Source organism: Pantoea sp. RCC30.1 (assembly GCF_058148845.1).
The window spans coordinates 1-26338 of sequence record NZ_JBXUHX010000010.1 but is presented as its reverse complement, the minus strand read 5'-3'; the positions used below and the strand labels follow the sequence as shown (position 1 = coordinate 26338).

Here is a 26338-nt window from a genome sequence, read left to right as displayed (position 1 = left end):
AAGCGACGCGTTAGCCTAACCGCGCGCGGTAGCGATCGGGCGTCGTTCCCGCCTGTTGCTGGAACATCACAATCAGCGCCGAGGCGGAACTGTATCCCAGCTCATGGGCGATACTCTGCACACTTTCTCCCTGCTCCAGCAGAACAATGGCGCGCAGAAACCGCAGCCGCTGCCGCCACTCGCCAAAGGTCATATGAAGCTGCTGCTGGCAGCGCCGCGCCAGCGTCCGTTCGGTGGTAAAGACCCGCGCGGCCCAGCCCGCCAGCGTGGTGTTATCGCCCGGATTCGCCTCCAGGGCATGTAACACTGGCGCGAGAAATTTATCCTCTGAGGTGGGCAGATAACTTTCCTGCACCTGCGCCAGCTGCAGGCGATCGCGCAGCACCTCGCACAGCCGCCACTGCGCATCCGTTTCGGGTTGCTCGATTTGCTGCTCAGCAAACTCATCCATAATGGCATGTGCAATGGTATCGACCAGCAGCAGGCAGGCGCGCCGGGGTAAGTCGGTGCATAACGGAGCCGCCAGATTAAAGGTACGGAACTGTGCCTGACGATGGTTATAGCTGCTGTGAAGCTGACCTGGTGGGATCCAGACCGGAATATCTGCCGGTGTCAACAATCGCTCACCCTCGACATGCATCTCCAGTACGTGGCTTTTGACCATAATCAGCTGGCCCCAGGCATGCGCATGCGGCAGATATTCGGTGCGGGCATTGGCCTGTTCGTAACGCATAAAGTAGCGCAGCTGCGGCGCGTCAAGGGGCGGCTGGTAGCTCACTTTCAGGGTCATTCTGTCCGCTCCACCATTAATTTTGTCCGATATTAACTATCTGGATAAATCCGGACAAGCGTACACTGCGCCTCATTATGGCGTGTGGAGAGTCAGCATGTTTTTCCTGTACCCGCTCTTTGCGGTAATTATTTGGTCCATCAACTCAATTGTCAGCAAACTCTCGGCGGGTGCGATCGATCCGGCGGCGATCTCATTCTATCGCTGGCTGCTGGCGCTGCTGGTGCTGACACCCTTTGTGCTGCCCGGCGTGTGGCGCGCGCGTCAGGTTATTAAACCGCACCTCTGGCAGCTGGCAATCCTTGGCCTGCTCGGCATGGTGCTCTATCAGAGTCTCGCCTACTACGCAGCACAAAGTGTCAGCGCACTCTTTATGGGCATTATTGGCGCCCTCATCCCCCTGCTCACCGTGCTGCTGAGCGTGGTGATTCTGCGGATTACGCCGACGCTCGGCATCCTGCTCGGCAGTATCATCTCCTTTACCGGTCTGGTGTGGCTGGTCAGTGAGGGCAACGTGATGCAACTCCTGAATCATGGCCTGGGCAAAGGTGAACTGCTGATGCTGGCCGCCTCCGCCGCCTATTCACTGTATGGCGTGCTGACACGGCGCTGGGCACTGCCGCTGCCGATCTGGCAAAGCCTGTATGTGCAGATTTTATTCGGTGTCGTGCTGCTATTGCCTGGTTTTCTGCTGGCCCCCGAGGTGGCGCTTAACCGGCACAACCTGCCGCTGGTGGCATTTGCCGGTCTGTTTGCTTCGATCATCGCGCCGTTCCTGTGGATCCATGGTGTGCAGCGTCTGGGTGCCAGCACCACCAGTATCTTTATGAATCTGATCCCGGTATTTACCGCGGTGATCGCGGTGATTTTCCTGCATGAGCAACTACACAGTTACCACTGGATTGGCGGCGGTCTGACACTGTTCGGCGTAATTCTGGCGCAGCGGCTACGCACGCCTTTAACCCGGCGTAAAGCGGTGAGTCAATCACAGCCCTGAACAGCGGTCCCCGAGGAATGTGGCAGTGGCAGTAGAAAATGATCATGCTGTTGCGGAGGGGCAGTGAAGAAGGGCGGGCGGCATTAGCCACTGAAGCGTAATTCTCCTGCCGAAACGCGTGCGCCCCCGTGGGATTTCCCGGGGGCTTTTGCTATCATGACCTATTCATTTTCCGGCGCACCCCACGCTGTTCTGTTTTCCCAAGGAATCCGCCATGCAACCACTCAGCGGCCCCGGTGTGCCGGTCGGCGATCGTTCATCTGTCAATCCGCAAACTGGCGTCACGCGTCACGGTTCAGTGGCCGGTGAACAGCCCCTCTCCCCTGCGCAGCGCACAACGTTAGAACGTCTGATCGTGCGCATCTCATCGCTCAGCAATCTTAAAGCACCTGAGCTATGGGCGGGCGTCCGCCATGAAGTGGGCGTAAAGAGTGAAGCGGAGTTGCAGTCGCGCCATTTTCCGGCAGCGGAACAGTATCTTAATAACCGCCTCACACAGACACAGAATGGGCATGCTACGCGTCAGTTGATGACCCAGCTCACCGAGCTGTTGCCGAAAGGCAATAACCGTCAGGCTGTCAGCGATTTTATCCGTCAGCAGTTTGGGCAGACAGTCCTGAGCGCGCTGAGCCAGGATCAGCTGCGTCAGGTGCTGACAATGCTGCAGAACGGGCAGATGACGATTCCCCAGCCTCAGCAGATCCGCGTCAGCGATCGCACACTGCTGCCTGCCGAACACCATACGCTGAATCAGCAGGTGGTCCGTCTTGCCGCAGCGACCGGCGAATCCACCGGTAAGCTGTGGACGGCGGCGCTGAAGCTGGTGAATCTGACCAGCGGCGATCCAATCCCGTCACGCCACTTCCCGCTGCTGACCCAGTATCTGCAGGTGCGCCAGACGCTGAGTCAGCACAGCGCACCGACGCTGCACTTGCTGGAAGCGTCGCTGAAACAGCCGCTTGATCAGCAGGAGCGGCAGCAGCTGGAGGATTACAGCCAGCAGCGTTTCCAGGCCACGCCGCAGACGGTGCTTACTGCGACTCAGACCCAGGATCTGCTGAACTTCCTGTTCAGCCGTCGCGCTGACCGGGCAGAAAAAATTCTCGAACAGCCGCTGGCACCCAGCGAGATCAAACCGCAGCCGATCTGGTCGCCATTCGTGGCGTCACTGCCACCCGCGATTCAGCCTCTGGCACAGCGTCCCCTGCTGGGCTTCTTTATCGTACTGGTCGCCATCACTCTTATACTCTGGCTGGTACTCTGAGTTAACAGCCACAGGATGCTACGGGCGCGGCGACTGGCCATTCGCCCGGTGCATCACCCCAGGTCAGCGGATGACCATCACGCTTCCAGAAATCCAGCCCGCCAATTAATTCCTTCATCTGAAACCCCAGCGATGCCAGCTTCAGGGCCGCTTTAGTCGAGCCGTTGCAGCCAATGCCGTCACAATACGTGACATACACTTTGCTGCGGTCAAGCGGGGCCGTGGTGCTGGCATCCATCTCACGATGCGGGAAGTTTATTGCGCCGCAGATATGCCCCGCGCGATAAGCCTCCGGCGCGCGCGCATCGATCACCACAATAGCCGCGAGCTGCTGCTCCAGGTCTTCCGCCAGATCCCAGGCGTCGGTGTAATAAGCGAGTTTTGCCTGCAGATAGTCGAGGCTTTGCTGCGGTGTGGCGGCTGGAATGCGTAAAACCGATGACATAACGATTCTCCTGTTGTGATGAGTTCGCAGTTTACGGCAAAGTGGACTGCTGATTGATACCCATTTTTCGCCAGGTATAAGACCCTTATGTCTTCACCGCTGTTACAGCTTTTCCAGCATCAGACCAGCGGCGGCGTGCGTGAGCGGCTCTGTTCTACCCTGCGGCTGGCGATCAACCGCCACCATCTGCACGCGGGTCAGCAGTTACCGTCCAGCCGACAACTTGCGCAGGATCTGCGTCTGTCACGCGTTACAGTGGAAGCAGCCTACGGACAGCTGGAGAGTGAAGGCTATCTGCGACGCGAGACCGGTCGCGGTACCTTTGTCGCCATCAGCATCCCCGCCAGCCCCTCAACCTTACCGGCCCGGCCTCAGCCCGCCCGCTTCTCGTTGCGGGGCCAGCAGGTGCTGGCAACCGGTGGCTGTCAGGATCCTCCTTTTCCTCACGCGTTCGCCGCCGGTTCACCGGAGTTACGCGCTTTTCCCCATGACACCTGGCGACGTCTGAGCAGCGGCGTGCAGCGTTCACTGGGCAGCGGCGCAATGGGATATGGCGATCCCGGTGGCTACCTGCCGTTACGCAGCGCACTCGCTGATTATCTGGCGCTATCCCGGGGCGTCCTATGCCAGCCGGAGCAGGTCATCATTCTGACCAGTTCGCAACAGGCGCTGCAGTTACTTGCCATGATGTTCGTCGATCCGGGTGATAAGGTCTGGATGGAGGAGCCGGGCTATCCCGGTGCGCATAATGCCTTTCTGACTGCAGGCGCACAGGTGCGCGGGATTGCAGTCGATGCCGAAGGTGCGCTTCCTGCCAGCGGCAGTGCAAAGCTCATGTATCTGACGCCCTCGCATCATTATCCTACCGGTGTCACGCTGAGCCTGCCGAGGCGTCTGGCATGGCTCGACTGGGCGCAGCGCAACCAGAGCTGGCTGATCGAGGACGATTACGACAGCGAATTTCACTACGACGAGCGTCCGATTCCTGCGCTGCAGGGGCTGGATCGCCACCAGCGGGTCATTACACTCGGCACTTTCTCAAAGTCGCTGTTTCCCTCCCTGCGGCTGGCCTGGATGGTGGTGCCACCCGCACTCATTACGCCCATAGGCCAGGCACGCAGCGTGCTGGATGGGCACAGCGCCCTGCTGCCGCAGGCTGTCACTGCCGCCTTTCTGCAACAGGGATATTTCGCCAGCCATCTGCAGCTGATGCGTCAGCTCTATCACAGCCGTCGCGATCGGTTGCTTGAGCAGATTGAGCAGCGGCTCTCGCCATGGATCACGCCGATAGCCAGCGGCGGCGGATTACAACTGGCGGTGAAATTGCAGAAGGATGAAGCACGCTTAACCGCGCTGGCGGCACAAGAGGGTCTGCTCTTGCCACGTCTCAGCCCGCTCTATGCCGGACCAGAATCTCAGCAAGGCTGGATGCTGGGCTTTGCCGCGCTGACACCTGACGAGATTGTGGCGGGATGCGATAAGTTGCTGCGGCTACTGCAGCGGGAAGGTTAATACCGAGGGGTAAATGAGGTAACGCAGATGGCTGTAAAACAAAAAGGGCCGGCAAGCCGGCCCTTAAGCGTGCTGACGTAACGATTACGCCTGATATTTACGCATGGTCAGCGTGGCGTTGGTGCCGCCGAAACCAAAGCTGTTAGACATTACGGTGGTCAGCTCTTTTTCCATCGGCGCAGTGACGATGTTCATACCGGTTGCGGCGGCGTCCAGCGAGGTGATGTTGATGCTTGGCGCGATAAAGCCATGCTCCAGCATCAGCAGCGAGTAAATCGCTTCCTGCACACCAGCGGCACCCAGCGAGTGGCCAGTCATCGCTTTGGTGGCTGAGATGTATGGCGTGTTATCGCCAAACACTTCACGAATCGCACCCAGCTCTTTAACATCACCCACCGGGGTAGAGGTTCCGTGGCTGTTCAGATAGTCGATTGGTGTATCGACACCGTGCATCGCCATCTTCATGCAGCGCACTGCGCCTTCACCTGATGGAGCGACCATGTCTGCACCGTCTGAAGTGGCACCATAACCGACGATTTCGGCATAGATGTGCGCACCACGTGCAAGCGCATGCTCCAGTTCTTCAACCACCACCATGCCACCGCCACCAGCGATAACAAAGCCGTCGCGCTCATTGTCATAAGTGCGTGACGCTTTTTCCGGGGTGTCGTTGTAACGGGTAGAGAGCGCGCCCATGGCGTCGAACTCACAGGCCATTTCCCAGCACAACTCTTCGCCGCCGCCCGCAAAAACGATATCCTGCTTGCCGAGCTGAATCTGCTCAACGGCGTTACCAATACAGTGTGCCGAGGTGGCACAGGCGGAGCTGATCGAGTAGTTTACGCCATGAATCTTGAATGGCGTGGCGAGGCAGGCAGAAACGCCAGAAGCCATCGCTTTGGTGACCACGTAAGGGCCAACTGCTTTCAGGCCACGTGGGCTGCGCATTGCATCAGCACCAAATACCTGGAAACGCGGAGAACCGCCGCCTGAACCTGCAATCAGACCCACACGTGGGTTGCTCTGATACGCTTCAGTGGTGAGGCCGGAATCTTTAATCGCTTCTTCCATGGAAAGATAAGCATAGATGGACGCATCACTCATAAAACGCACAACTTTGCGATCGATGAGGCCGGTGGTATCTAATTTAACGTTACCCCAGACGTGACTACGCATGCCGGAATCTTTCATCTCTTCAGAAAAGGTGATGCCAGAGCGTCCTTCACGCAGAGATGACAGCACCTCTTGCTGGTTATTACCAATACTGGAAACGATCCCTAAGCCAGTAATCACAGCACGTTTCATTCAATCTTCCTCATCCACTTCTTCTTAATTGGCATGCACTCTAGCGTACACTTGTACGCCGAACAAGTCCGATCAGCTATTTCCTTTTGTAAATTTGCGTCATGTCACGTGGGTCGCTAGAATCGCGCCACTGCCTGAAAAACGAGCCTTTACCGTGAAATTAACACCGGTTGAACATGCGCAGCTAAACTGGAATGAACAGGGTACACCTGTTTCCCGAGCGTTTGGCGACGTCTATTTCTCTAATGACAATGGTCTGGAAGAGACACGCTATGTCTTCCTTGGCGGCAACGGTTTCCCACAGCGTTTTGCGGAGCATCCGCGCGATCTTCTGGTTGTGGCGGAAAGCGGTTTTGGCACCGGCCTCAATTTCCTGACGCTGTGGCAGGCGTTCGATACGTTTCAGCGTGAACAGCCTGATGCCACTTTAAAACGTCTGCATTTCATCAGCTTTGAGAAATTTCCGTTAACCCGTGATGACCTGGCTGCGGCCCAGCAGCACTGGCCTGAACTGGCTCCCTGGGCGGAGGCCTTACAGACGCAGTGGCCCGCTGCCCTGCCCGGCTGTCAGCGACTGCTGTTTGACGACGGACGGATCACGCTCGACCTGTGGCTGGGCGATATTAACCAGCTGATGGGAGAGCTGGATGACAGCCTGAATCGTCAGGTGGATGCCTGGTTCCTGGATGGTTTCGCGCCCTCGAAGAACCCGGATATGTGGACACCGGAACTGTTCGGCATGATGGCAAAACTGGCGCGCCCGCAGGGAACTTTCGCGACCTTTACTGCCGCAGGTATTGTCCGGCGCGGTCTGCAGCAGGCGGGCTTTGCGGTCACTCGCCGCAAAGGATTTGGCCCGAAGCGCGAAATGCTATGCGGGCCGTTGCAGGATGCCCCCCAGTTGCGCAGCATGCAGCCCTGGTATCATCGCCAATCTGCGGAGCAGCGCGACGTTGCCCTGATTGGCGGCGGTGTCGCCAGTGCCACTCTGGCGCTGGCGCTGCTGCGTCGCGGCTGGCGGGTCACGCTTTACTGCGCCGATGAAGCGCCCGCGCTGGGCGCGTCCGGCAACCGTCAGGGGGCGCTCTATCCACTGCTCAACCAGCATGATCCGGCGCTTGCCACCTTTTTCCCCGCGGCCTTCGGCTTTGCCCGACGACTCTACGATCAGTTAACCCTGACCTATGAACATCACTGGAGCGGTGTGCTGCAACTGGGCTGGGATGATAAAAGCCGTAAGAAGATTGATCAGATGCTGGCGATGGACCTGCCTGAATCCATCGCCCATGGCGTCGATATGGCAGAAGCGGAGAAGCTGGCGAATGTCGAACACGGCTGTGGCGGCATTTTCTACCCGCAGGGTGGCTGGCTCTCACCAGCAGAGCTGACCACCGCGATGCTGGTGCATGGCGAAACCCAGGGATTGCGTATTCACTGGCTGCACCGCGTAAGCGAGCTGTCACGCGAGGAAGAGCACTGGACGCTGACGTTCAGCGATCGTCCGGCGGTACGTCATGCAACAGTTGTACTTACGAATGGTCATGCCATTGCCGACTTTGCGCAGAGCGCCCCGCTGCCGACCTATCCGGTGGCCGGTCAGGTGAGCCATGTTCCCTCAACGCCGGGCCTTAACGCACTGCAAACCGTGCTCTGTTACGACGGCTATCTGACGCCCGTCAGCCCGCAGTTTGGCACCCATTGCATCGGCGCCAGCTATCACCGTGGTGATACCGCTACAGATTACCGGGAAGAGGACCAGCAGGAGAACCGCAGCCGCCTGGTGCAGTGTCTGCCTGACAGCGGCTGGGCAGCCATAGTGGATGTCAGTGACGGAGAGGCAAGAATGGGGGTGCGCTGTGCCACCCGGGATCATCTGCCGATGGTCGGCGGCGTGCCGGATTATAACGCTACGCTTAGGCAGTACGCCGATTTACCGGCTCAGCTGGCGGCAGGTCATGACATCGCTGACGCACCTGATCTTTCGGGCTTGTATCTGTTTGGGGCGCTGGGATCGCGCGGCCTGTGCAGTGCGCCGCTGGCGGCCGAAGTGCTGGCTGCTCAGCTCGCGGGTGAACCGCAGCCTCTGGATGCCAGTACCCTGGCAGCGCTCAATCCGAATCGTTACTGGGTGAGGAAATTACTGAAGGGGAAAGCGGTTTAGCAGACGCTACGGGCGGCACGCCGCCCTGTACCGTTATGCGGAGAGCTGGCGTGCCTGAACAAACAGGTTATCCCACATCCCGACCACCAATGCCTGATCGCGCGGCGAGAGTTCTCCGGCAGCAATGGCATTCTGCAGGCTGCGGGACACCTGAATCTGTAGCGCTTCTGGCGTATGTTCGCCCAGTTGCTCCACTTCAGCGACCGCCAGGGTCAGATGCCCGCGCAGATAACCGCTGGCGAACAGCTCATCGTCACTGGCATGCTCGACCATGTCGTCAATCAGGGCCAGAATACGCGCTTCAAATTCTGCGATCATCTCAATTCCTCTTTTAATAATGCCTTCCTGCATCACAGATCGTCCGGCCAGGGAAACTGCGACGCGGTTAAAGAAGGCCTGCCATAAAATTCCGCCAGAGCGGTAATAAAACGCGCGGGACGGTCGGGAATGCCCGACGTCAGATAGCTCATGACCTGAGCATGCACTTTACGCTGGAATGCAATGCGATCCGGCTCACAATCTCCGTCGAGATTGTCACAACTCACGTTGAAGGGAAAGCCTGCCGCCGTACAAAACATCCACTCCAGCGCCTGAGGTTTTACTTCCACCGCTTCAAACTGACTCTGGGTCAGCGCATCGCGGCCATCCGGACAGTACCAGTAGCCAAAATCGACCAGTTTGCGGCGGGCTTCACCGGCGATGCACCAGTGTGAGATCTCATGCAGAGCGCTGGCGTAAAAGCCGTGGGCAAAGACCACGCGGTTCCACGGCGACCCGGCATCAGCAGGAAGATAGATCGGTTCATCGTCGCCTTTAATTAGACGGGTCTGAAATTCATCGCTGAAACAGCGATCAAACAGCGTGATCAGCTGTTCATAATGATGAGTCGGGTTCATGACGGTATCACGTAATAGGTTACGAATGCAGCGTGGCCAGCCAGGCCAGAACTTCGCTGCCGTGGCTATCCCACAGTAATTTAATGCTCATGACGGCAGAGACAATCACCACCATCGGGCGGATCAGTTTCTGTCCGCGGCTCAGCACCAGCCGTGCGCCCAGACGCGCGCCGCAGAAAGCGCCAAGCATCATGATCAGACCGGTTCCCCACACCACTTTGCCGCCAAAGATAAAGAACAGCAGGCTGCCAAGGTTTGAGGTGAAGTTGAGCACCTTGGCATGGGCGGTCGCTTTGGCCAGGTTGTAGCCGCAGAGCGTGACGAAAGCCAGCGCATAAAAGGAGCCTGCGCCCGGTCCGAAAAATCCGTCGTAGAAGCCCACGGCCCCGCCGCCGACCAGCGCGTAGGCCAGGCCGTGCAGGCGACGCGCCTGATCAACTTCACCCAGGCGCGGCATCAGCAGGAACCACAAGCCAATAGCGATTAAAAACAGCGGCAGCATCTGGCGCAGGAAATCCGCCTGCAGGCGCTGAATCAGTATCGCGCCCAGCACAGACCCCAGCAGCGTCATGGCGATGTTCAGCCACTGTTCATTCAGGTTAACCGCACCACGCCGGACAAAGTAGAGACTGGCGGAAAACGATCCGCCGACCGATTGCAGTTTATTGGTCGCCAGCGCCTGAGCCGGAGAGAGGCCCGCAGCCAGCAACGAAGGTACCGTAAGTAATCCCCCGCCACCCGCGATTGAATCAATAAAACCGGCGAGCATGGCGATTAAAAAAAGCAGCCCGACCAGCAGCGGGCTGACCACAAACCAATCCATGGAATCCCTTACAGTAAATGTTTATCCAGCAGGGCCTGACAGGCAGGCGGTAACGGCGGTGGCTCACGTTTCACCGGCGCGCCAGAACCCGGCTGTTTCGGCAGGAACCAGCTCTGCAGCTCTGCGCCACAGCCATCGCCCGGAGGCGGTGCGGGCTGATCTTCACAACCCATACTGCCGGCCGGACAGCGCAGCCGCACATGCATATGGGCACGATGAGCAAACCACGGGCGTACTTTACGCAGCCAGTCACGATCGTTACCCGCATCGGCACAAAGTTGCTTTTTAATGGCCGGATTGACGAAGATGCGCGTAACATCGTCATCTTTCGCCGCCAGTTTGATCAGGCTGTCGATTTCCGGCTGCCAGTGGCGCGCAATTACATTTTTATCGCCCGGCCCGACCAGATCCAGCGGCTGCGGCTTCAGCAATTGCTGTGCACTCCAGCGGGTTTTTGGCAGTTGCAGCCAGATATCCACATCCAGCCCGGTCTGATGACTGGCATGACCGCTGCTGAAACGCCCGCCTGCTGCCATGCCCATGTCGCCAATCAGCATATTACCCAGTTGCAGATTATGCACCTGGGTGCTGAGCCGCTGAATAAACTGAATCAGATCGGGATGGCCAAAATAACGCCGTTGATCCTGACGCATCACCTGATAGTAAGGTGAATTCAGCGGCAGCGACTGCGCGCCAACAATACAGCCGTTGGCAAAGCCACCAATGGACTGCGGTGCGCCGCTGATCGGATGCTGAATGCTTTGCCATGGCGTCGCCGCCAGGCTGGAGGCGCTGATTAGCAGCGCACTCAGGGTAAGCAGGAGCGCCTTCATGCCATCACCAGCGCGGCACGGAGCTGTTAACGTCACCGTTCTGCGCCCGCTGGCGCAGCAGATGATCCATCAGGACGATCGCCATCATCGCCTCAGCGATCGGCACGGCACGGATCCCAACGCAGGGATCGTGACGACCTTTGGTGATCATCTCTACTTCTTCGCCGTCGCGGGTAATGGTTTTACCCGGCACAGTGATGCTGGAGGTCGGTTTCATCGCCACATTGGCGCTGATGATCTGACCGCTGCTGATGCCGCCCAGAATGCCGCCCGCGTGGTTGCTCTGGAAACCATCGTGGCGGATCTCATCGCGATGCTGACTGCCGCGCTGGTTCACCACCGCAAAGCCGTCACCGATTTCGACGCCTTTAACGGCATTGATACTCATCAGCGCGTGCGCCAGATCGGCATCCAGTCGGTCGAAGACCGGCTCGCCCAGGCCTGGCGGCACGTTCTCTGCCATGACCGTAACTTTAGCGCCAATGGAGTCGCCCTCTTTTTTCAGGCCACGCATCAGTTCATCCAACGCTTCCAGTTTGTCGGCATCCGGGCAGAAGAACGGGTTCTCTTCCACGATGCTCCAGTCTTTCAGCTCACAGGCGATATCACCAATCTGTGACAGATAGCCGCGCACCACCACACCGTGTTTCATCTGCAGGTATTTCTTGGCGATGGCACCCGCCGCCACGCGCATCGCGGTTTCGCGCGCCGACGAGCGGCCACCGCCACGGTAGTCGCGCTGACCATATTTCTGCTCGTAGGTGTAATCAGCATGGCCCGGACGGAACAGATCTTTAATCGCGCCGTAATCCTGCGAACGCTGATCGGTGTTCTCAATCAGCAGGCCAATCGAGGTGCCGGTGGTCACACCTTCAAACACACCGGACAAAATTTTCACCTGATCCGGCTCGCGGCGCTGCGTGGTATAGCGCGATGTGCCTGGACGACGGCGATCGAGGTCGTGCTGAATATCGGCTTCGGTCAGCGGGATGCCAGGCGGCACGCCGTCAACGATACAGCCCAGCGCAAGACCGTGGGACTCGCCAAAGGTAGTTACTCGAAAAAATTGCCCGATGCTGTTTCCGGCCATGCTGTTTCCTTCTCAGGGTTCCGCGGGCGATGCTGCGCCCCACTTTTTTTAGTCTTTGTAAAAAGAGAAATGGTGTTGTGCGTCGACAATCTGCTGGCGCGTCAGCGTAAAGACGCCGTCACCGCCGTTGTCGAATTCCAGCCAGGTAAAGGGCACATCGGGATACTGCTCAATCATGTGCACCATGCTGTTACCCACTTCGCAGACAAGCACGCCCTGCTCGCTGAGATAGTCCGGTGCACAGGCCAGAATGCGGCGTACCAGCTTCAGGCCATCACTGCCTGCCGCCAGACCAAGCTCTGGTTCGTGACGATATTCGTTCGGCAGGTCATCCATATCTTCCGCATCAACATACGGCGGATTGGTAACGATCAGGTCATATTTCAGCTGCGGCAGTTCGCGGAACAGGTCGGCACGAATCGGCGTCACCTGATGAATCAGGCCATGCTCTTCAATGTTCTGCTCGGCGACGGCCAGCGCACCGGTGGAGATATCGACAGCATCCACTTCCGCTTCCGGGAAAGCATAGGCGCAGGCAATCGCGATGCAGCCGCTGCCGGTACACATATCCAGAATATGACGGGGCGGCGTGCTGACCAGACCGGCAAAGCGGTTCTCAATCAGTTCGCCAATCGGTGAACGCGGCACCAGCACGCGCTCATCAACAAAAAATTCGTGACCGCAGAACCAGGCTTTATTGGTCAGATACGCGACCGGGATACGCTCGTTGACGCGACGGATAACGCGCTCAACGATCAGCAGACGTTCGCTGGCAGTCAGGCGCGCACTACGCATATCTTCCGGAATATCCAGCGGCAGCCAGAGTGACGGCAGGACCAGTTGAACGGCTTCGTCCCAGGGATTGTCTGTGCCATGTCCGTACCAGATTCCGGCAGCGGAAAAGCGGCTTACCGCCCAGCGCAGCATGTCCTGAATGGTGTGCAGTTCGTTCACTGCCTCATCGACGAAAATTTTGTCCACGTAGCCCTCCGCAGGCCTTTTGCTAAATCGGCCAGTAGTGTGCCATGAAGCCGGGGAGAATTCAGCGCAGCAAGGTGAAAAAGCTGACATTTAATGACACTTAGCGGTAAGGTAGCGGCTCTGCTGTGTGACAGCCTTTTCTGATATGACTGACCTGCCATGAGTAAAAAAACACCACTAAGCCCGGATGATCAGGCGCTGTTTCGCCAGTTAATGACGGGGACACGCCAGTTGAAACAGGACACCTTTGTCCACAAAGCGCCGGTGAAAACCCGCCAGATTCCGGTAAAGCGTCTGCTTTCAGAGCAGGCGGACAACAGTCATTACTTTTCGGATGAGTTTCAGCCGTTGCTCTCAACGGAAGGTGCCACCCGTTACGTGCGTGCCGATGTCAGCCACTTTGAGCTGAAAAAATTACGTCGTGGCGACTATACACCCGAGATTTTTCTCGATCTGCACGGCTTAACGCAGCAGCAGGCCAAGCAGGAACTGGGCGCGCTCATCGCCGCCTGCCGCCGTGAACATCTGTTCTGCGCCAGCGTCATGACCGGTCATGGAAAGCATATTCTGAAACAGCAGACGCCGCTGTGGCTGGCCCAGCACCCGTGGGTGATGGCTTTTCATCAGGCACCGAAGATGTTTGGCGGTGACGCCGCGCTGTTAGTTTTGATTGAGATTGAAGAGTGGCAACCGCCTGAATTGCCTTAGGAGAGGGCCGGAATGATCGGCCCACAGACGTCAGATCGCTTTCGCCAGTTTTTTGGGACTGACCTGCCATAGCAGTTTACCGGCACTTGCCGCGGGATCGAATTCCACGCAGGCAATAGCGGAAGTGGCAAACATTGGCGGTGCTTCCTGCGGGCACAGTTCAGAGACTAAATACCCCACCAGCGGTAAATGTGAGATCACCAACGCCGATTTCACGCCTTCATTCGCCAGGGCCTGCAGATAGCACCCGACCATCTCCGGATCGCCGCCCGGCGTTAATTCAGGCAGTACATCCTGGCCTTCCGGCAGGGGAAAGGCTTCACGCACGGTTGCGAGCGTTTGCTGCGCGCGTAAATAGGGACTCACCAGAACTCGCTCAATGTCTGGCGTCTGGCTGTTAAGCCAGTTGGCCATCTGACGTGATTCATTACAGCCACATAAGGTCAAAGGCCTGACTGAATCACTGGCTGCTTCCAGAGCCGCATCGCCGTGACGCATGATAAAAACTTGCATAAAGCACCGCTGTTGTTTGTCGACATCGCCCGACGCGTAGCGTCTGACTCTTCACTCTGCGAATGAACGCTGTGTTTTACCCTAATGGCTTTAGTATAGTCAACCGGTTGTTTATTAAATAAGCACTTCTCAGAATCATGCTGCGCCGCACACTCTGGCGGCGCTTTTCTAAGCCGCTGAATCGGATTGGTTATTCCACTTTCAACAGAAATGTAAAATTTCGTCTATTTTGTAGACGCATCAATCAGCGCTTCACAGGGTGTAAAACGTTCCCCATGTTGCTGTGCAAGCCGGGTTAATCTGTTGACCACTTCCGCCTCGCCCAGTTTGTCCATGTAGTGGAACGGGCCGCCCAAAAATGGCGGAAAGCCGATGCCAAACACCGCACCGATATCGCCATCGCGCGCGCAGCGAATCACCTGCTCATCAAGACAACGGGCCGCCTCATTCAGCATCATCATTACGCAGCGTTCAGCAATCTGAGCTTCACTCTGCCTGGCCTGCGGCGAGACTTTCAGCAACGTATACAGCGAAGCGTCCGGTTTTTTACGCTGCCAGCGCGGCTGGTCATAGCGATAAAAGCCTTTGCTGTTTTTACGTCCCTTGCGGCCATCTTTCAGCACCGCATCAAAAGCAGCGGGCGCGGCAAAGCGTTCGCCATAGGCCTGATGCAGGATGGGACTGATTTTGCTGCCGACGTCGATGCCGACCTCATCCAGCAGTTGAATTGGGCCGACCGGAAAACCAAACTTCACCAGCGCCCGATCAATATGGTCAATGGGCTCGCCTTCCAGCAGGCAACGCATCGCTTCATTTATATAGGGCGTCAGAATGCGGTTAACATAGAAACCCGGCTTGTCCGCCACCACAATCGGGGTTTTGCCCTGGCTGCGCGCTAGCGCCACAACCGTCACCACCGTTGCGGTGGAGGTGTTCATATGGGGAATCACTTCCACCAGCGGCATTTTATCGACCGGACTGAAATAGTGCAGCCCGATGACGTTTTCCGGACGCTGCGCTTTGGCGGCGATTTCCTCAATCGGCAATGAAGAGGTGTTCGAGGCAAACAGCGTGTGCGGCTGACAGTGTGCTTCCACTTCGCTGACCATCTGCTGCTTCAGCGCTAAATCTTCGAATACGGCTTCAATCACCACATCGCGCTGTGAGAAGCCCTGATAATCAGTGCCGCCCGTGATACGTGCCATCTGCTGCTGCCGCTGTGCCGGAGTCAGCTGACGTCGTTTGACCTTTTTGCTCAGCAGTTCCCAGCTGCTTTTCAGCGCATGGTTTACCCCTTCCAGGCTGATATCTTTGATGCGCACCGGCAAGCCCGCGTTGATTGCGGTGACGCTGGCGATGCCGCCGCCCATCAGGCCACCGCCGAGAATAGCGACGCTCTTTATTGTGGCAGGTTCAGCTTCACCGCCCCGCTCCTTTTTCATGGCCGTGGTAGCAAAAAAGATCCCGCGCAGCGCAACGGATTCTGGCGTCATCGCCAGTTCACCAAAGGTACGCGCTTCAGCGTCATGTCCGGCCCGGCTGCCCTGCTCCAGTCCGATGCGCACCACTTCAATAATGCGATTTGCTGCCGGATAGTTACCCTGGGTTTTGGCTGCTGTCTGGCGGGTCGCCAGCGCAAACAGTGCCTGACGGCCCACCGGACCGTGTAGCAGACGGTCACTCAGCGGCAGCGTTCGTCCACTGAACTTGCCCTTCTTCACCCGCGCGATAGCCGTCTCCAGCAGAATCGCCTGCGGCACCGCGTCATCGACCACACCCAGCTTACGTGCCTGTTTAGCCCGCAGCGTTTTGCCGGTCAGAATCAGCGGCAGCGCCTGCTGCACACCAATTAAGCGTGGCAGCCGCTGAGTGCCACCGGAGCCTGGCAATAAACCAAGTTGCACTTCTGGCAAGCCAAGACGGGTTTTATCATCCAGCGAGCAGATACGCGCATCGCAGGCCAGCGCCAGCTCCAGTCCGCCGCCGAGGCAGGCACCGTGGATGGCTGCGACTACCGGGAAAGGCAGCGCATCGATCACAGCCATCACTTCCTGGCCCTGCTTTGCCAGCGCTTCGGCTTCCTGCGCACTTTTACAGCGATCGATCATGCTGATATCCGCGCCCGCGATAAAGTTGTCCGCTTTGCCAGAGATCAACACCAGGCCCGCCAGCTGCGGATCGCGCCGCGCCTCCGCAATAATCGAGGTGATCTGCCCGGCAAACTCCGCTTTCAGGGTGTTCATCTTCTCGCCAGGGACATCGATCGTGATGATGCCGACGTGATCCAGTCGCATCTTCAGATGAAACGCATTCTGCTCCATTATTCGGCCTCCAGAACCATTGCCGCACCCAGACCACCTGCCGCACAGGCGGTGACCAGTCCTAACCCGCCGCCCCGGCGACGTAATTCATTCAGCGTCTGAGTGATCATGCGCGCGCCCGTGGCGGCAAAAGGATGACCATAGGCGATCGATCCCCCCAGCACGTTAAAACGCTCTTCGTTAACTTCGCCCAGCGCATGCGGACGATTCAGCACCTCACGGGCAAAGCGCTCGTCGCGAAACATGTGCAGATTGCTCAGCGTCTGGGCAGCAAACGCTTCATGCATATCGATTAGCGTCAGATCGGTCAGGGTTATGCCAGCGCGATCCAGTGCCAGTGGTGAAGCGTACGCCGGGCCCAGCAGCATATCCTGCTGCACACCAATGGCGGTAAAGGCGTAGCTGCGCAGATAGCCCAGCGGCCTGATGCCCAGTTCACGGGCGCGGCCTTCGCGCATCAGAATCACGGCGGCCGCGCCATCGGTGAGTGGTGTGCTGTTGGCCGCGGTGACGCTGCCGTGCTGGCGATCAAATGCCGGACGTAGTCGGGCGTAATCCTCCGCTTTGGCGTTCATACGCACGTTATTGTCCTGATCGATGGCACTTTTCCACGGCGGCACAAAGGCTGCCATCACTTCCTGATTGAGTACACCGGATTGCCAGGCTCTGGCGGCATGCTGATGGGAGCGCAGCGCCAGCGCATCCTGTGCCTCACGGGTGATACCATGACTCTTGGCCATCTGTTCGGCTGTGTCGCCCATACGCAGGCCGGTTGAATACTCCGCTACCGCAGGCGGCACCGGCAGCAGATCGCGCGGACGCAGGCGTCGCAGGATTTGCAGTTTTTGCCCGAAGCTGCGGGCTTTGTTGAGATCCACCAGCGCGCGGGCCAGCGTCTTGCTGACGCCGATTGGCAGCACCGAGGAGGAGTCTGCGCCTCCGGCAATGCCCGCAGAAATAGTGCCCGCCATCAGACTTTCTGCCACATTCGCTACCGCCTGGAAACTGGTGGCGCAGGCATGGCTGACACTGTAGGCGTCGGTATTCACACTCAGCCCGCTGCTCAACACAATTTCACGCGCAATGTTCGGCGCTTCCGGCATCTGCACGACCTGACCAAAGACCAATTGTTCGATCACCTCAGCTGGCAGTTCACTGCGCGCCATTAATTCGCTGACCACCATGCGTCCTAACTCAATGGCCGGAATGCCATGGAAGCCGGTCGCCTGGCGCAAAAAAGGGGTGCGTAACCCGTGGGTTATTGCGATGCGTTCACCATCACGCGTCAGCAGCGGCTGCGCTTTGCTCATTGTTCTCACCTGTGGCTGGGACTGTGGCATCATTGCCTGAAGAGGTCTGACCTGATCAGTGTTAACCACAAGCGGGTGAGCCGCCAATATCGGAAAGGAAAAAGTGCGAAGGGAAACACGAAAATGAAAAACGCCGCATTGACGCGGCGCTTTGGGACTTAACGCAAACCGAGCTGAAAAATCATGGTTTCAGCCTGGCAGCTGAAAGTGAAATCGATATCCAGCTGCACACCCTGGTTCACGTCGCTGAAGCGCGATTCAATCACACAGGGTTCAGATTCAACCTGACGGGCCCGTTCGGTCAGTTGTGCTAATTTCGCTTCCGCATCGGCACGCTGAGCAAACCATTCTGACCAGCTGGCGGTGCAATCGGTGTTATCCATTACCGTGCCGACATCCACACAACAACAGGCTGCGGTTTCAGTCGCACTGCATTTTTTAATGGCATCAGTCATTTCATTCTCCAGACCAGCAATTGCATAGGTTGAGCGATTTTATGGACGAAATCTTACCTGCTCGCTGAAAGATGCGCCACGCACCTGTTGCTAAGTGACGAATATCACAATAAAAATTGATCCAGAACAAACTGGAATCGGTATGCTGTGCAGAATCAGGGCAGTTTTGTTATGCAGATCGAATTTTAAGCGATCAAATCTGAAATATTTTAAAAACAATATTGCAACATGCACACAGGTCGGACCTATACTCTCCGCACTGGTCTGATATGTGCGCTTTACATCAGTCCCTACAATCCGCCGTCCTTTGTTACGCGACGTTCTAGCGTTAAATAATAATTCACATGAGGTTGTGGTCATGAACCATAAAAACCTGTTTGCAAAGTCAGCCGTGGCGGCTGCAGTGGCGCTTGTCTCTTCCCACGTTTACGCTGCTGGGTTTCAGTTAAATGAATTCTCTACGATTGGTTTAGGTCGCGCATATTCAGGCGAAGGGGCAATGGGTGATACCGCGGCGTCAGCCAGTCGTAACCCGGCGACAATGGCGTTAATGGATCGTCCGGAATTTTCTATTGGGGCCGTCTATATTGCGCCGGATGTGAATATCAGTGGTCGCAGTCCCAGCGGCCGCAGCCTGGATGCCAATAATATTGCTCCTAATCAGTGGGTCCCCAATATTCATTATGTCCAGCCCATCAACGATCAGTGGTGGATTGGCGCATCTGCAACCTCAAACTACGGCTTAGCAACAGAGTTTAATAATGGCTACACCGCAGGCGGTTACGGCGGTAAAACTGACCTGATGACCGGTAATTTTAATCTCAGCACCGCCTATCGCTTAAATGAACATTTTAGTGTGGGTGTTGGTTTTGATGCCGTTTATGCCAAAGCTAAATTTGAACGCTATGCCGGTGAATCAGGCGCCAGGCTGGGCGTTCCGGCTGATACGCAGGTTGCCCATCTGAAAGGCGATGAGTGGGGCTACGGCTGGAATGCCGGTATCCTGTATGAAGTGGATGAAAATAACCGCTTCGGCTTTACCTATCGTTCGGAAGTGAAAGTTGATTTTGATGGCGATTACAAAAGTAATCTCTCCTCCCGGCTTAATGCGGTGAATAACCCGCAAGTGTCAGGTGTCCCTTTTGGCACCAACGGCACCACCGTTCCAGGCGCGTTAACCCTGAATCTGCCAGAGATGTGGGAAGTGTCAGGCTGGCATAAAGTGGCACCGCAGTGGGCGGTTCACTACAGCATGGCTTACACCAGCTGGAGTCAGTTCCAGGAGCTGAAAGCCACTGGCTCTAACGGTCAGACGCTGTTCTATAAAGATGAAAGCTTCCACGATGCGTACCGCATTGCGCTGGGCACGACCTATTCCTACGACAAGAACTGGACGTTCCGTACCGGCATTGCGTTTGATGATAGCCCGGTTCCGGCTGATAAGCGTTCTATCTCTATTCCGGACCAGGATCGTTTATGGCTGAGTGCCGGTACATCTTATGCCTTTAACGATGATGCCTCGGTTGATTTAGGCATCTCTTATATGCACGGACAGAAAGTGACGGTGAAAGAAGGTCCTTATACCTTTACCTCTGAAGGTAAGGCCTGGCTCTACGGCGCGAACTTTAACTACAAGTTCTGACTGGCGGGCGGGATCAAAAAGGGCGACTCTGGTGAGTCGCCCTTTTTCGTGACCGTGGGCAGCGAGCTGGCTCAGAGAGCATGCACTTACTGCGCGTCGATATCTTTCAGGTCATCCTGAATCGCGGCTGCGTTAGGATTGTCTTCCGGCTTGAGTTTACCGCCACGTGCCAGGAAGTCGTGACGCTGGAAGTAGGCGTTACGGATAAAGGCATACGGATCGCTCTGCTGTTTCAGGATCGCATCTGAATCCAGCAGCTGCGCGCGGGTCTCGATCCCTTCAAGCGTCCACTTACCGATCGACATCGGCCAGGTCAGCCAGCCGAGGATCGGATAAAGCGTATCGACGTAGTCGCCGCCATCCTGACGCACCGTGAAGCTACCGTAAGCAGGCAGTTCAACGTAGGGGCCGTAGCCGACACCATAGTGACCCAGCGTGGTACCGAAACGGTGCGGCTCTTCACGCGCCAGTTCCGGGTTCGCTTTACCAGCAACGTCAATGAAACCGCCCAGGCCCAGCACGCTGTTCAGGAAGAAACGGGTGAAGTGAATACCCGCGTCACGCCCGTTACCGACCAGGATGGCGTTGACCATGCTGGCCGGCTCTTCCAGGTTGCCAAGGAAATTGCTCAGGCCGGTACGTGCCGGGACCGGCACATAATCGCGCCAGGCGACAGCGACCGGACGCAATACATACGGATCCAGCACGTTGTAGTTAAAGTTAAACATCGTGCGGTTAAAGCCTTCGAAGGGATCGCTGCGCTGAGCAGGATCGCTATTCGCCGGCTTTGAACTGGCACAACCTACCAGAAGGACGCTGGCTACAGCCAGGCTGGTCAGGCGATAATTCATTCCAATCTCCCTGTGCGGATGAAAAAGGTCTACCCATCGTTCAGGTCAAAGCCCGGTGTCGAATCGGCTTACCCGATGAGCATAGCTGAGTTTGTGCCAGAGGCAGCAGGCAATGGCACGCATCGTTATTAACGTTATCAATTTTCACGTTCAGGGAAGCTGCTTATTGATCTCTACCGCGATCGGCTGATGCCCATCCCAGGGTGTCACTGCGCTCAGACCCATCCAGTCACCCGGCTGCGGATTGGCGCTACCATCGCGGGAGATTCGCACCCGAACCTCTACCTGATGCTGCACCGAAAGCAAACGATCCGGCATCATAGCGTTGCTGTCATCCAGCGTCAGCGACAGCGGGAAGTGGCTAAGCGGCATCCGCTTAACCGCCACCGGTACCGGTGAATCCCCGTCAGAAACCGAAATATACAACACTCCGTCCGGCGGTAACATTTTTTCTGCCTTAGGTGCCAGCGTCACGGTCAGCGCCAGCTGACGACTCTGCTGCCCCGCCTCACTTCTGGCCTTCTCAATGCTGCGGGCGATCATCGCGTGCCGCTTATCATCGACAGGCAACAGAGCTAAAAGGGTCTGCCATGCGTCGATAGCCTGATCATATTGTTGCTGCCCGTAGGCATTAAACGCCAGCAAGCTCAGCGTCCGCAGGTTTTGCGGATCCGTTTTAAGCAATGACTGCAACAGCAGTGACGCCTGACGGTTATCCTGCGGATCGGAAGATCGCGTCAGAACCTCAGCATAATCCTGCTTTAGCGCCAGATCGTTGGGGGCCAGCTGTAATGCATGCTCAAACGCCTGGCTGGCGATCTCCGCATTATTCAGCACCATACCAAGCCGCCCCAGCATGGTCCAGTCGGCCAGATTATCCGGTTCAGTTTGCAACGCGGTACGCAATCCGAGCTGTAAACGCGCCAGCTCTTCCATGCTCAGCGGTTTAGCGCCGGGGTCCATCAGTCGGGCTCGCAGCTCAGGATACGCGTGCTGCACCTGCATCCAGCCAGTGAGCTGTGCCAGGCCGCCGGTTTTCAGATAAGTCCCCAGCGAGACCGCAATCAGTACAATCAGGCCTGGCAGCAAAATCCAGCGACTGCTGCTGTGTGACTGCATCGTCTGTGCCGGTGGAATATCCGCCAGCAATGTCTGCTGTAATTCCCGCTCCATCAGCGGACGCTCAGCAACAACGCCCTGCTCTTCATCCTGCGCCAGCTCATCTATCCGCTGATGGTAGAAGCGCTGATTCAGGCGATCGCGATCGCCTGCGCTGGCCTGACGTTGCCGCCAGCCCGCCGCCAGGAAAAGCGTGCAGGCTGCCAGCAATAAAATAAAGAGGGTGATCCAAAATGCACTCATTACGGCTTCCTGTCTGACTTCAGTAGCGCATTAAGACGCTGTTGCTCATCTTCATCCAGCACACTGCGGGTTTTGCGCTGACGGCTACGCAGGATGATCACCGCACCACCCAGCAGCGCAAACAGCGCCGGGCCAGCCCACAGAATCACGGTTGAGGGCGTAACCGGCGGTGAATAGCTGACGAAGTTGCCGTAGCGCGCCACCATGTAGTCGATGATCTGCTGGCGACTCTGACCCTGCTTCATCAGCTGATAAACTTTCAGCCGCATGTCGGCGGCAATCATCGCGTTTGAATCGGCGATGCTGTTGTTCTGACATTTCGGACAGCGCAGGGAAGCGGTCAGGTCACGGTACTGTTCTTCCTGCGCCACCGAGTCAAATTGCAGCGTGTCGATGGTCGCCCAGAGATTGATGCTGAACAGCAGACCGCAGAGCAGTAACAGCGTTCTCATGATCCCGCCTCCGCACTGTATTTGATCCATAAGGGTTTCACTTCCTGATCCCAGACGCGCGCATTGAGATCGCCCGCATGGCGATAACGGATGATCCCGTTACCGTCGATCAGGAAAGTTTCCGGTGCGCCATAGACGCCGAGATCCAGTCCCAGCATGCCGTTGCCATCATAAAGGCTCAGCGCGTACGGGTTGCCCAGTGTGTTCAGCCAGTTCACTGCTTTTTGACGATCGTCTTTGTAGTTCAGCCCGACCACGCGAATGCCCTGCTCCGCCAGCGTATTCAGATACTGATGCTCGGCGCGACAGGTCGGACACCAGGTCGCCCAGACGTTCAGCAGTATCGGTTTGCCATCGGTCAGGACGCGCTGGTCGTAGATTTTGCCCGGCTGATCCAGAGCTTCCAGTCGGAACAGCGGCACCGGTTTGCCGATCAGCGCGGATTCGAGACGGGTCGGATCGTCGCCATCGGCATTGCGTGTCAGCTGCCACAGTAACGCTGCCGCCAGCAGCAGAAACAGCATCAGAGGAATAAACAGGATTCTCTTGTTCATGTCCGCGCCTCCGGTTCCGCTTTTTTGCGTGAACGGTAACGGGGATCAAACAGGCAGAACAGCCCTCCCAGCGCCATCAGCGCGCCACCGAACCAGATCCAGCGGACAAAGGGTTTGTAGTAGATGCGCACAGCCCAGCCGCCATCCTCCAGCTCTTCACCCAGCGCCGCGTAGAGATCGCGGCTGAAACCGCCATCGATCGCCGCTTCAGTCATCATGGTGCGGGCAGCGGTATAAAAGCGTTTTTCCGCCTGCAGCGTTGCTTCATGTTTGCCGTTGCGCGTGACATCGATGATGCCCATGCCGCCACTGTAGTTTGGCCCCTGCAGATTCTGCACGCCGCGGAAGACAAAGTGATAATGATGAATATCGACGCTATCGCCCGCCTTCATCCGCACATCCCGTTCCACGCTGTACTGCGTGCTGAACGCAATCCCAATCACCGTCACACCCACGCCAAGATGGCCCAGCACCATGCCCCAGTGGCTGCGTGACAGGTGACGTAAACCGGCAAAGAACGGATGACGATGGGTGGCGCGTTCATGCAGCTCCAGCAGCGTCAGCACGATAATCCAGAGTGACATCAGCAGGCCAAGCACGGTCATCGCCTCAATGCGATCCTGCAGCCACCAGGGAATGATGACGGAACAGGCCAGGGTCACTATTAACGCCAACGCCAGCCGTTTAGCCAGCTTCTGCGGTTCATCGCGACGCCAGCGCACCAGCGGTCCGATCCCCATCAGCAGCGCAAACGGCGCCATCAGCCAGCTGAACATGGTGTTGAAGAATGGCTCGCCGACCGAAATGCTGCCCAGTCCCAGTTGCTTGTGAATCAGCGGCAACAGCGTGCCGAGCAGAACGACCAGCATCGCGGCAATCAGCAGCACGTTATTGCCCAGCAGAAACGATTCGCGCGACCAGGTTTCATTCTGCACCCGGCCACGCACCTGCCCGCCTTTGATCGCATAGAGCAGCAGCGAACTGCCGATGACAATCACCAGGAACGCGAGGATAAACATCCCGCGCGCCGGATCGGAGGCGAAGGAATGCACCGACACCAGCACCCCGGAGCGCACCAGGAACGTTCCCAGCAGGCTCAGCGAAAACGCGGTAATCGCCAGCAGCACGGTCCAGGCCTTAAAGGTGCCACGCTTTTCGGTAACCGCCAGCGAGTGCATCAGGGCGGTGCCTGCCAGCCACGGCATAAACGACGCATTTTCAACCGGATCCCAGAACCACCAGCCGCCCCAGCCCAGCTCGTAATAGGCCCACGCGGAGCCGAGGACGATACCAATGGTCAGAAAGACCCAGGCTGCAGTCGTCCAGGGACGTGACCAGCGCGCCCAGGCGGTATCCAGTCGTCCGGCCATCAGAGAGGCGATAGCGAAGGCAAACGCCACCGAAAAACCGACGTAACCCATATAGAGCAGCGGCGGATGGAAGATCAGGCCAATATCCTGCAGCATCGGATTCAGGTCGTGCCCATCTATCGGGAAGTCCGGTAGCGTGCGACCAAACGGATTCGAGGTCAGCAGGATAAACAGCAGGAAGCCGAGATTGATCATCCCCATCACCGCCAGCACACGGGCCAGCGCATCCTGCGGCATACCGCGACTGAATATTGCCACCGCCAGTGTCCAGGTGCTGAGCAGCAACACCCACAGCAGCAGCGACCCTTCATGCGCGCCCCAGGTGGCAGCAATGCGATAGTAAACCGGCAGCAGGCTATTGGAGTTAGTGACGACATAGGCAACGGTAAAATCGTTGCTGATAAAGGCCCAGACCAGCAGCGCAAAAGCTGCCGCGATGCAGACAAACAGGCCGCAAGCCAGCGGACGTGCCATCGCCATCAGGCGGGCATCCTGGCGTATTGCACCCCACAGCGGATAGCTGCTCAGCAGCAGGGAGAGGCCCAGCGCCAGGCAGAGCAGAAAAGTACCAATCTCAGGCATCATGATGATTTATTTCCCGCCTGATACAGCGACTGCGGGCCGGTATGATTACTCTTCATCGCGTCTTCAATCTCCGGCGGCGTATATTTCTCATCATGTTTCGCCAGCACTTCTTTGGCGATCACCTGGTTGCCCGCCGCCAGCACGCCCTGCGCCACGACGCCCTGCCCTTCACGGAACAGATCCGGCAGGATGCCTTCAAAACTGACGCTGACCACACCGCGCGCATCATAAAGCTTGAACGATACTGCCAGCGTTTTCGGATCGCGCCGGACACTGCCGGGCATTACCATGCCTCCAACGCGCAGCCGCTGGCCCGCTTCCGGCTTCTCGTGCGCCTCGCCTTTGCCGTAAAGGATTTCACCTGGGGTATAGAACAGATCGATGTTTGAGCGCAGCGCATACATCACCAGCGCGGTGGCCAGGCCAAGGCCGAGCAGAATCGCCACTGCCGCATAGAGGCGGTTGCGTCGACGGGTATTCACAGTGTGTCTCCTGCCGCTTCAGCCGCGGCTTTTTTAGATTTTGCCGCCCGGATGCGTTGTTCCCGCGCATCGCGCTGGCGAATCTCAGCCAGCAGGCGACGCCGCAGCAACAGGGTATGCAGGGTCAGGCCGATGAGTGGAAGCAGTGTGCAGGCCACCGCCAGCCAGACGTAGAAGGCGTAGCCTCCCATAGCAAAGAAGGCATTCCAGGAGGAAAAAGCGGGGGTCATGACTGTTCTCCCCGCTTCGCCACATCAATCGCCCAGGGACGATGACGTTCGGTTAACAGAATCATGTTACGCAGTCGCATCAGAGTCAGCGTAATAAAGACCAGCAGATAACCGAGGATCGACCAGCGCAGCGGCGTACGCATTACTGGTGCAATCGCCTGCTGGAGAATGCCTGATGAGCCCTGGTGGAGGGTGTTCCACCACTGCACCGAGAAGTGAATAATCGGCAGATTGACCACACCGACCAGAATCAGAATTCCGGCGGCCCGGCCTGCGGTGCGACGGTCATCAAAAGCGTGATAAAGCGCAATGACGCCCATATAGAGGAACAGCAGCACCAGCTCCGAGGTCAGACGCGCATCCCAGATCCACCAGGTGCCCCACATCGGCTTGCCCCAGGCGGACC

General features: G+C 57.5%; 27 protein-coding genes. 6 read left to right on the top strand and 21 right to left on the bottom strand.

The genetic code is table 11. The features are described 5' to 3' along the window. Positions 1 to 10: 10 nt before the first annotated feature. Positions 11 to 790, bottom strand: a complete 780-nt coding sequence (locus AC2LB6_RS10865; RefSeq protein ID WP_490093506.1) for an AraC family transcriptional regulator — start codon at positions 788 to 790, stop codon at positions 11 to 13. Between the two features lie 97 nt (positions 791 to 887). Here AC2LB6_RS10865 and AC2LB6_RS10860 point away from each other — a divergent pair, with 97 nt between their 5' ends. Continuing rightward, positions 888 to 1787, top strand: a complete 900-nt coding sequence (locus AC2LB6_RS10860) for a DMT family transporter (protein ID WP_490093505.1) — start codon at positions 888 to 890, stop codon at positions 1785 to 1787. 214 nt (positions 1788 to 2001) lie between these two features. Beyond that, positions 2002 to 3051 carry a flagella biosynthesis regulator Flk gene (gene flk / locus AC2LB6_RS10855; RefSeq protein WP_490093504.1) on the top strand — a complete coding sequence of 350 codons (1050 nt, stop codon included), beginning with the start codon at positions 2002 to 2004 and terminating at the stop codon, positions 3049 to 3051. 1 nt (position 3052) lies between these two features. On the opposite strand, the gene AC2LB6_RS10850 is transcribed toward flk, so the two are convergent. After that, the gene (locus AC2LB6_RS10850) at positions 3053 to 3496 is read right to left on the bottom strand and encodes a rhodanese-like domain-containing protein (RefSeq protein ID WP_490093503.1); all 444 of its coding nucleotides are present in this window, start codon (positions 3494 to 3496) and stop codon (positions 3053 to 3055) included. 87 nt (positions 3497 to 3583) lie between these two features. On the opposite strand from AC2LB6_RS10850, the gene pdxR reads away from it, so the two are divergent. After that, positions 3584 to 5008, top strand: a complete 1425-nt coding sequence (pdxR, locus tag AC2LB6_RS10845) for a MocR-like pyridoxine biosynthesis transcription factor PdxR (RefSeq protein WP_490093502.1) — start codon at positions 3584 to 3586, stop codon at positions 5006 to 5008. An 84-nt stretch (positions 5009 to 5092) separates the two neighbouring features. Here the strand turns inward: pdxR and fabB are convergent, their stop codons facing one another. Then, the gene (gene fabB / locus AC2LB6_RS10840; RefSeq protein WP_090959120.1) at positions 5093 to 6313 is read right to left on the bottom strand and encodes a beta-ketoacyl-ACP synthase I; all 1221 of its coding nucleotides are present in this window, start codon (positions 6311 to 6313) and stop codon (positions 5093 to 5095) included. Positions 6314 to 6467: 154 nt separating this feature from the next. Between fabB and mnmC the strand changes: the two genes are divergently transcribed. Further along, positions 6468 to 8474, top strand: coding sequence for a bifunctional tRNA (5-methylaminomethyl-2-thiouridine)(34)-methyltransferase MnmC2/FAD-dependent 5-carboxymethylaminomethyl-2-thiouridine(34) oxidoreductase MnmC1 (gene mnmC, locus AC2LB6_RS10835; protein ID WP_490093501.1), 2007 nt, complete (start codon positions 6468 to 6470; stop codon positions 8472 to 8474). Positions 8475 to 8507: 33 nt separating this feature from the next. Here mnmC and AC2LB6_RS10830 read toward each other — a convergent pair whose 3' ends face one another. The 6 genes from AC2LB6_RS10830 to prmB are packed head-to-tail and all read right to left on the bottom strand — an operon-like array spanning position 8508 to position 13097. Then, positions 8508 to 8792 (bottom strand): YfcL family protein, encoded by a 285-nt coding sequence (locus tag AC2LB6_RS10830; protein WP_003854283.1) that lies wholly within the window; start codon positions 8790 to 8792, stop codon positions 8508 to 8510. 32 nt (positions 8793 to 8824) lie between these two features. Then, the gene (locus AC2LB6_RS10825) at positions 8825 to 9370 is read right to left on the bottom strand and encodes an elongation factor P hydroxylase (RefSeq protein ID WP_090959114.1); all 546 of its coding nucleotides are present in this window, start codon (positions 9368 to 9370) and stop codon (positions 8825 to 8827) included. Between the two features lie 19 nt (positions 9371 to 9389). Then, on the bottom strand, positions 9390 to 10193 hold the full coding sequence (locus AC2LB6_RS10820; protein ID WP_090959111.1) for a sulfite exporter TauE/SafE family protein: 804 nt from the start codon (positions 10191 to 10193) through the stop codon (positions 9390 to 9392). Between the two features lie 8 nt (positions 10194 to 10201). Continuing rightward, positions 10202 to 11026 (bottom strand): penicillin-insensitive murein endopeptidase, encoded by an 825-nt coding sequence (mepA, locus tag AC2LB6_RS10815; RefSeq protein ID WP_490093500.1) that lies wholly within the window; start codon positions 11024 to 11026, stop codon positions 10202 to 10204. A gap of 4 nt (positions 11027 to 11030) precedes the next feature. Continuing rightward, positions 11031 to 12116, bottom strand: a complete 1086-nt coding sequence (aroC, locus tag AC2LB6_RS10810) for a chorismate synthase (RefSeq protein ID WP_078804626.1) — start codon at positions 12114 to 12116, stop codon at positions 11031 to 11033. Positions 12117 to 12164: 48 nt separating this feature from the next. Then, positions 12165 to 13097: a 50S ribosomal protein L3 N(5)-glutamine methyltransferase gene (gene prmB, locus AC2LB6_RS10805; RefSeq protein ID WP_033783751.1), complete on the bottom strand. Its 933-nt coding sequence runs from the start codon at positions 13095 to 13097 to the stop codon at positions 12165 to 12167. 159 nt (positions 13098 to 13256) lie between these two features. Between prmB and smrB the strand changes: the two genes are divergently transcribed. After that, entirely contained in the window at positions 13257 to 13805 is a 549-nt protein-coding gene (smrB, locus tag AC2LB6_RS10800) for an endonuclease SmrB (protein ID WP_031590577.1), read from the top strand. Between the two features lie 30 nt (positions 13806 to 13835). Here the strand turns inward: smrB and sixA are convergent, their stop codons facing one another. The 4 genes from sixA to AC2LB6_RS10780 form a co-directional block, all read right to left on the bottom strand. Beyond that, positions 13836 to 14318 (bottom strand): phosphohistidine phosphatase SixA, encoded by a 483-nt coding sequence (gene sixA, locus AC2LB6_RS10795; protein WP_283547454.1) that lies wholly within the window; start codon positions 14316 to 14318, stop codon positions 13836 to 13838. A 224-nt stretch (positions 14319 to 14542) separates the two neighbouring features. Then, on the bottom strand, positions 14543 to 16639 hold the full coding sequence (fadJ, locus tag AC2LB6_RS10790; RefSeq protein ID WP_490093499.1) for a fatty acid oxidation complex subunit alpha FadJ: 2097 nt from the start codon (positions 16637 to 16639) through the stop codon (positions 14543 to 14545). Beyond that, a complete protein-coding gene (gene fadI / locus AC2LB6_RS10785) occupies positions 16639 to 17949 on the bottom strand; it encodes an acetyl-CoA C-acyltransferase FadI (RefSeq protein ID WP_490093498.1) in 1311 nt (436 codons plus the stop codon). Before fadI ends, fadJ begins: the two co-directional genes overlap by 1 nt. A gap of 158 nt (positions 17950 to 18107) precedes the next feature. Next, on the bottom strand, positions 18108 to 18404 hold the full coding sequence (locus AC2LB6_RS10780; RefSeq protein WP_490093497.1) for a YfcZ/YiiS family protein: 297 nt from the start codon (positions 18402 to 18404) through the stop codon (positions 18108 to 18110). Positions 18405 to 18762: 358 nt separating this feature from the next. Here AC2LB6_RS10780 and fadL point away from each other — a divergent pair, with 358 nt between their 5' ends. Then, complete coding sequence (fadL, locus tag AC2LB6_RS10775; protein WP_490093496.1) at positions 18763 to 20046, top strand: long-chain fatty acid transporter FadL; 1284 nt, start codon at positions 18763 to 18765, stop codon at positions 20044 to 20046. Between the two features lie 86 nt (positions 20047 to 20132). Here the strand turns inward: fadL and mlaA are convergent, their stop codons facing one another. From mlaA to ccsA, 8 genes are all read right to left on the bottom strand, one after another. After that, on the bottom strand, positions 20133 to 20897 hold the full coding sequence (mlaA, locus tag AC2LB6_RS10770) for a phospholipid-binding lipoprotein MlaA (RefSeq protein WP_136197890.1): 765 nt from the start codon (positions 20895 to 20897) through the stop codon (positions 20133 to 20135). Between the two features lie 150 nt (positions 20898 to 21047). Continuing rightward, positions 21048 to 22259, bottom strand: a complete 1212-nt coding sequence (ccmI, locus tag AC2LB6_RS10765; RefSeq protein ID WP_490093495.1) for a c-type cytochrome biogenesis protein CcmI — start codon at positions 22257 to 22259, stop codon at positions 21048 to 21050. Beyond that, positions 22259 to 22711 carry a cytochrome c-type biogenesis protein gene (locus AC2LB6_RS10760; protein WP_490093494.1) on the bottom strand — a complete coding sequence of 151 codons (453 nt, stop codon included), beginning with the start codon at positions 22709 to 22711 and terminating at the stop codon, positions 22259 to 22261. Before AC2LB6_RS10760 ends, ccmI begins: the two co-directional genes overlap by 1 nt. Next, on the bottom strand, positions 22708 to 23265 hold the full coding sequence (locus AC2LB6_RS10755; RefSeq protein ID WP_490093493.1) for a DsbE family thiol:disulfide interchange protein: 558 nt from the start codon (positions 23263 to 23265) through the stop codon (positions 22708 to 22710). The genes AC2LB6_RS10760 and AC2LB6_RS10755 overlap by 4 nt, the downstream gene beginning before the upstream one ends. Further along, complete coding sequence (locus AC2LB6_RS10750; protein ID WP_490093492.1) at positions 23262 to 25220, bottom strand: heme lyase CcmF/NrfE family subunit; 1959 nt, start codon at positions 25218 to 25220, stop codon at positions 23262 to 23264. The genes AC2LB6_RS10755 and AC2LB6_RS10750 overlap by 4 nt, the downstream gene beginning before the upstream one ends. Then, on the bottom strand, positions 25217 to 25702 hold the full coding sequence (gene ccmE, locus AC2LB6_RS10745) for a cytochrome c maturation protein CcmE (protein WP_419138738.1): 486 nt from the start codon (positions 25700 to 25702) through the stop codon (positions 25217 to 25219). Before ccmE ends, AC2LB6_RS10750 begins: the two co-directional genes overlap by 4 nt. After that, a complete protein-coding gene (ccmD, locus tag AC2LB6_RS10740) occupies positions 25699 to 25932 on the bottom strand; it encodes a heme exporter protein CcmD (protein WP_490093491.1) in 234 nt (77 codons plus the stop codon). The genes ccmE and ccmD overlap by 4 nt, the downstream gene beginning before the upstream one ends. Beyond that, positions 25929 to 26338, bottom strand: a 410-nt coding sequence (gene ccsA / locus AC2LB6_RS10735) for a cytochrome c biogenesis protein CcsA (RefSeq protein WP_490093490.1), incomplete at its 5' end; no start/stop codon positions are given. The genes ccmD and ccsA, both read right to left, overlap by 4 nt.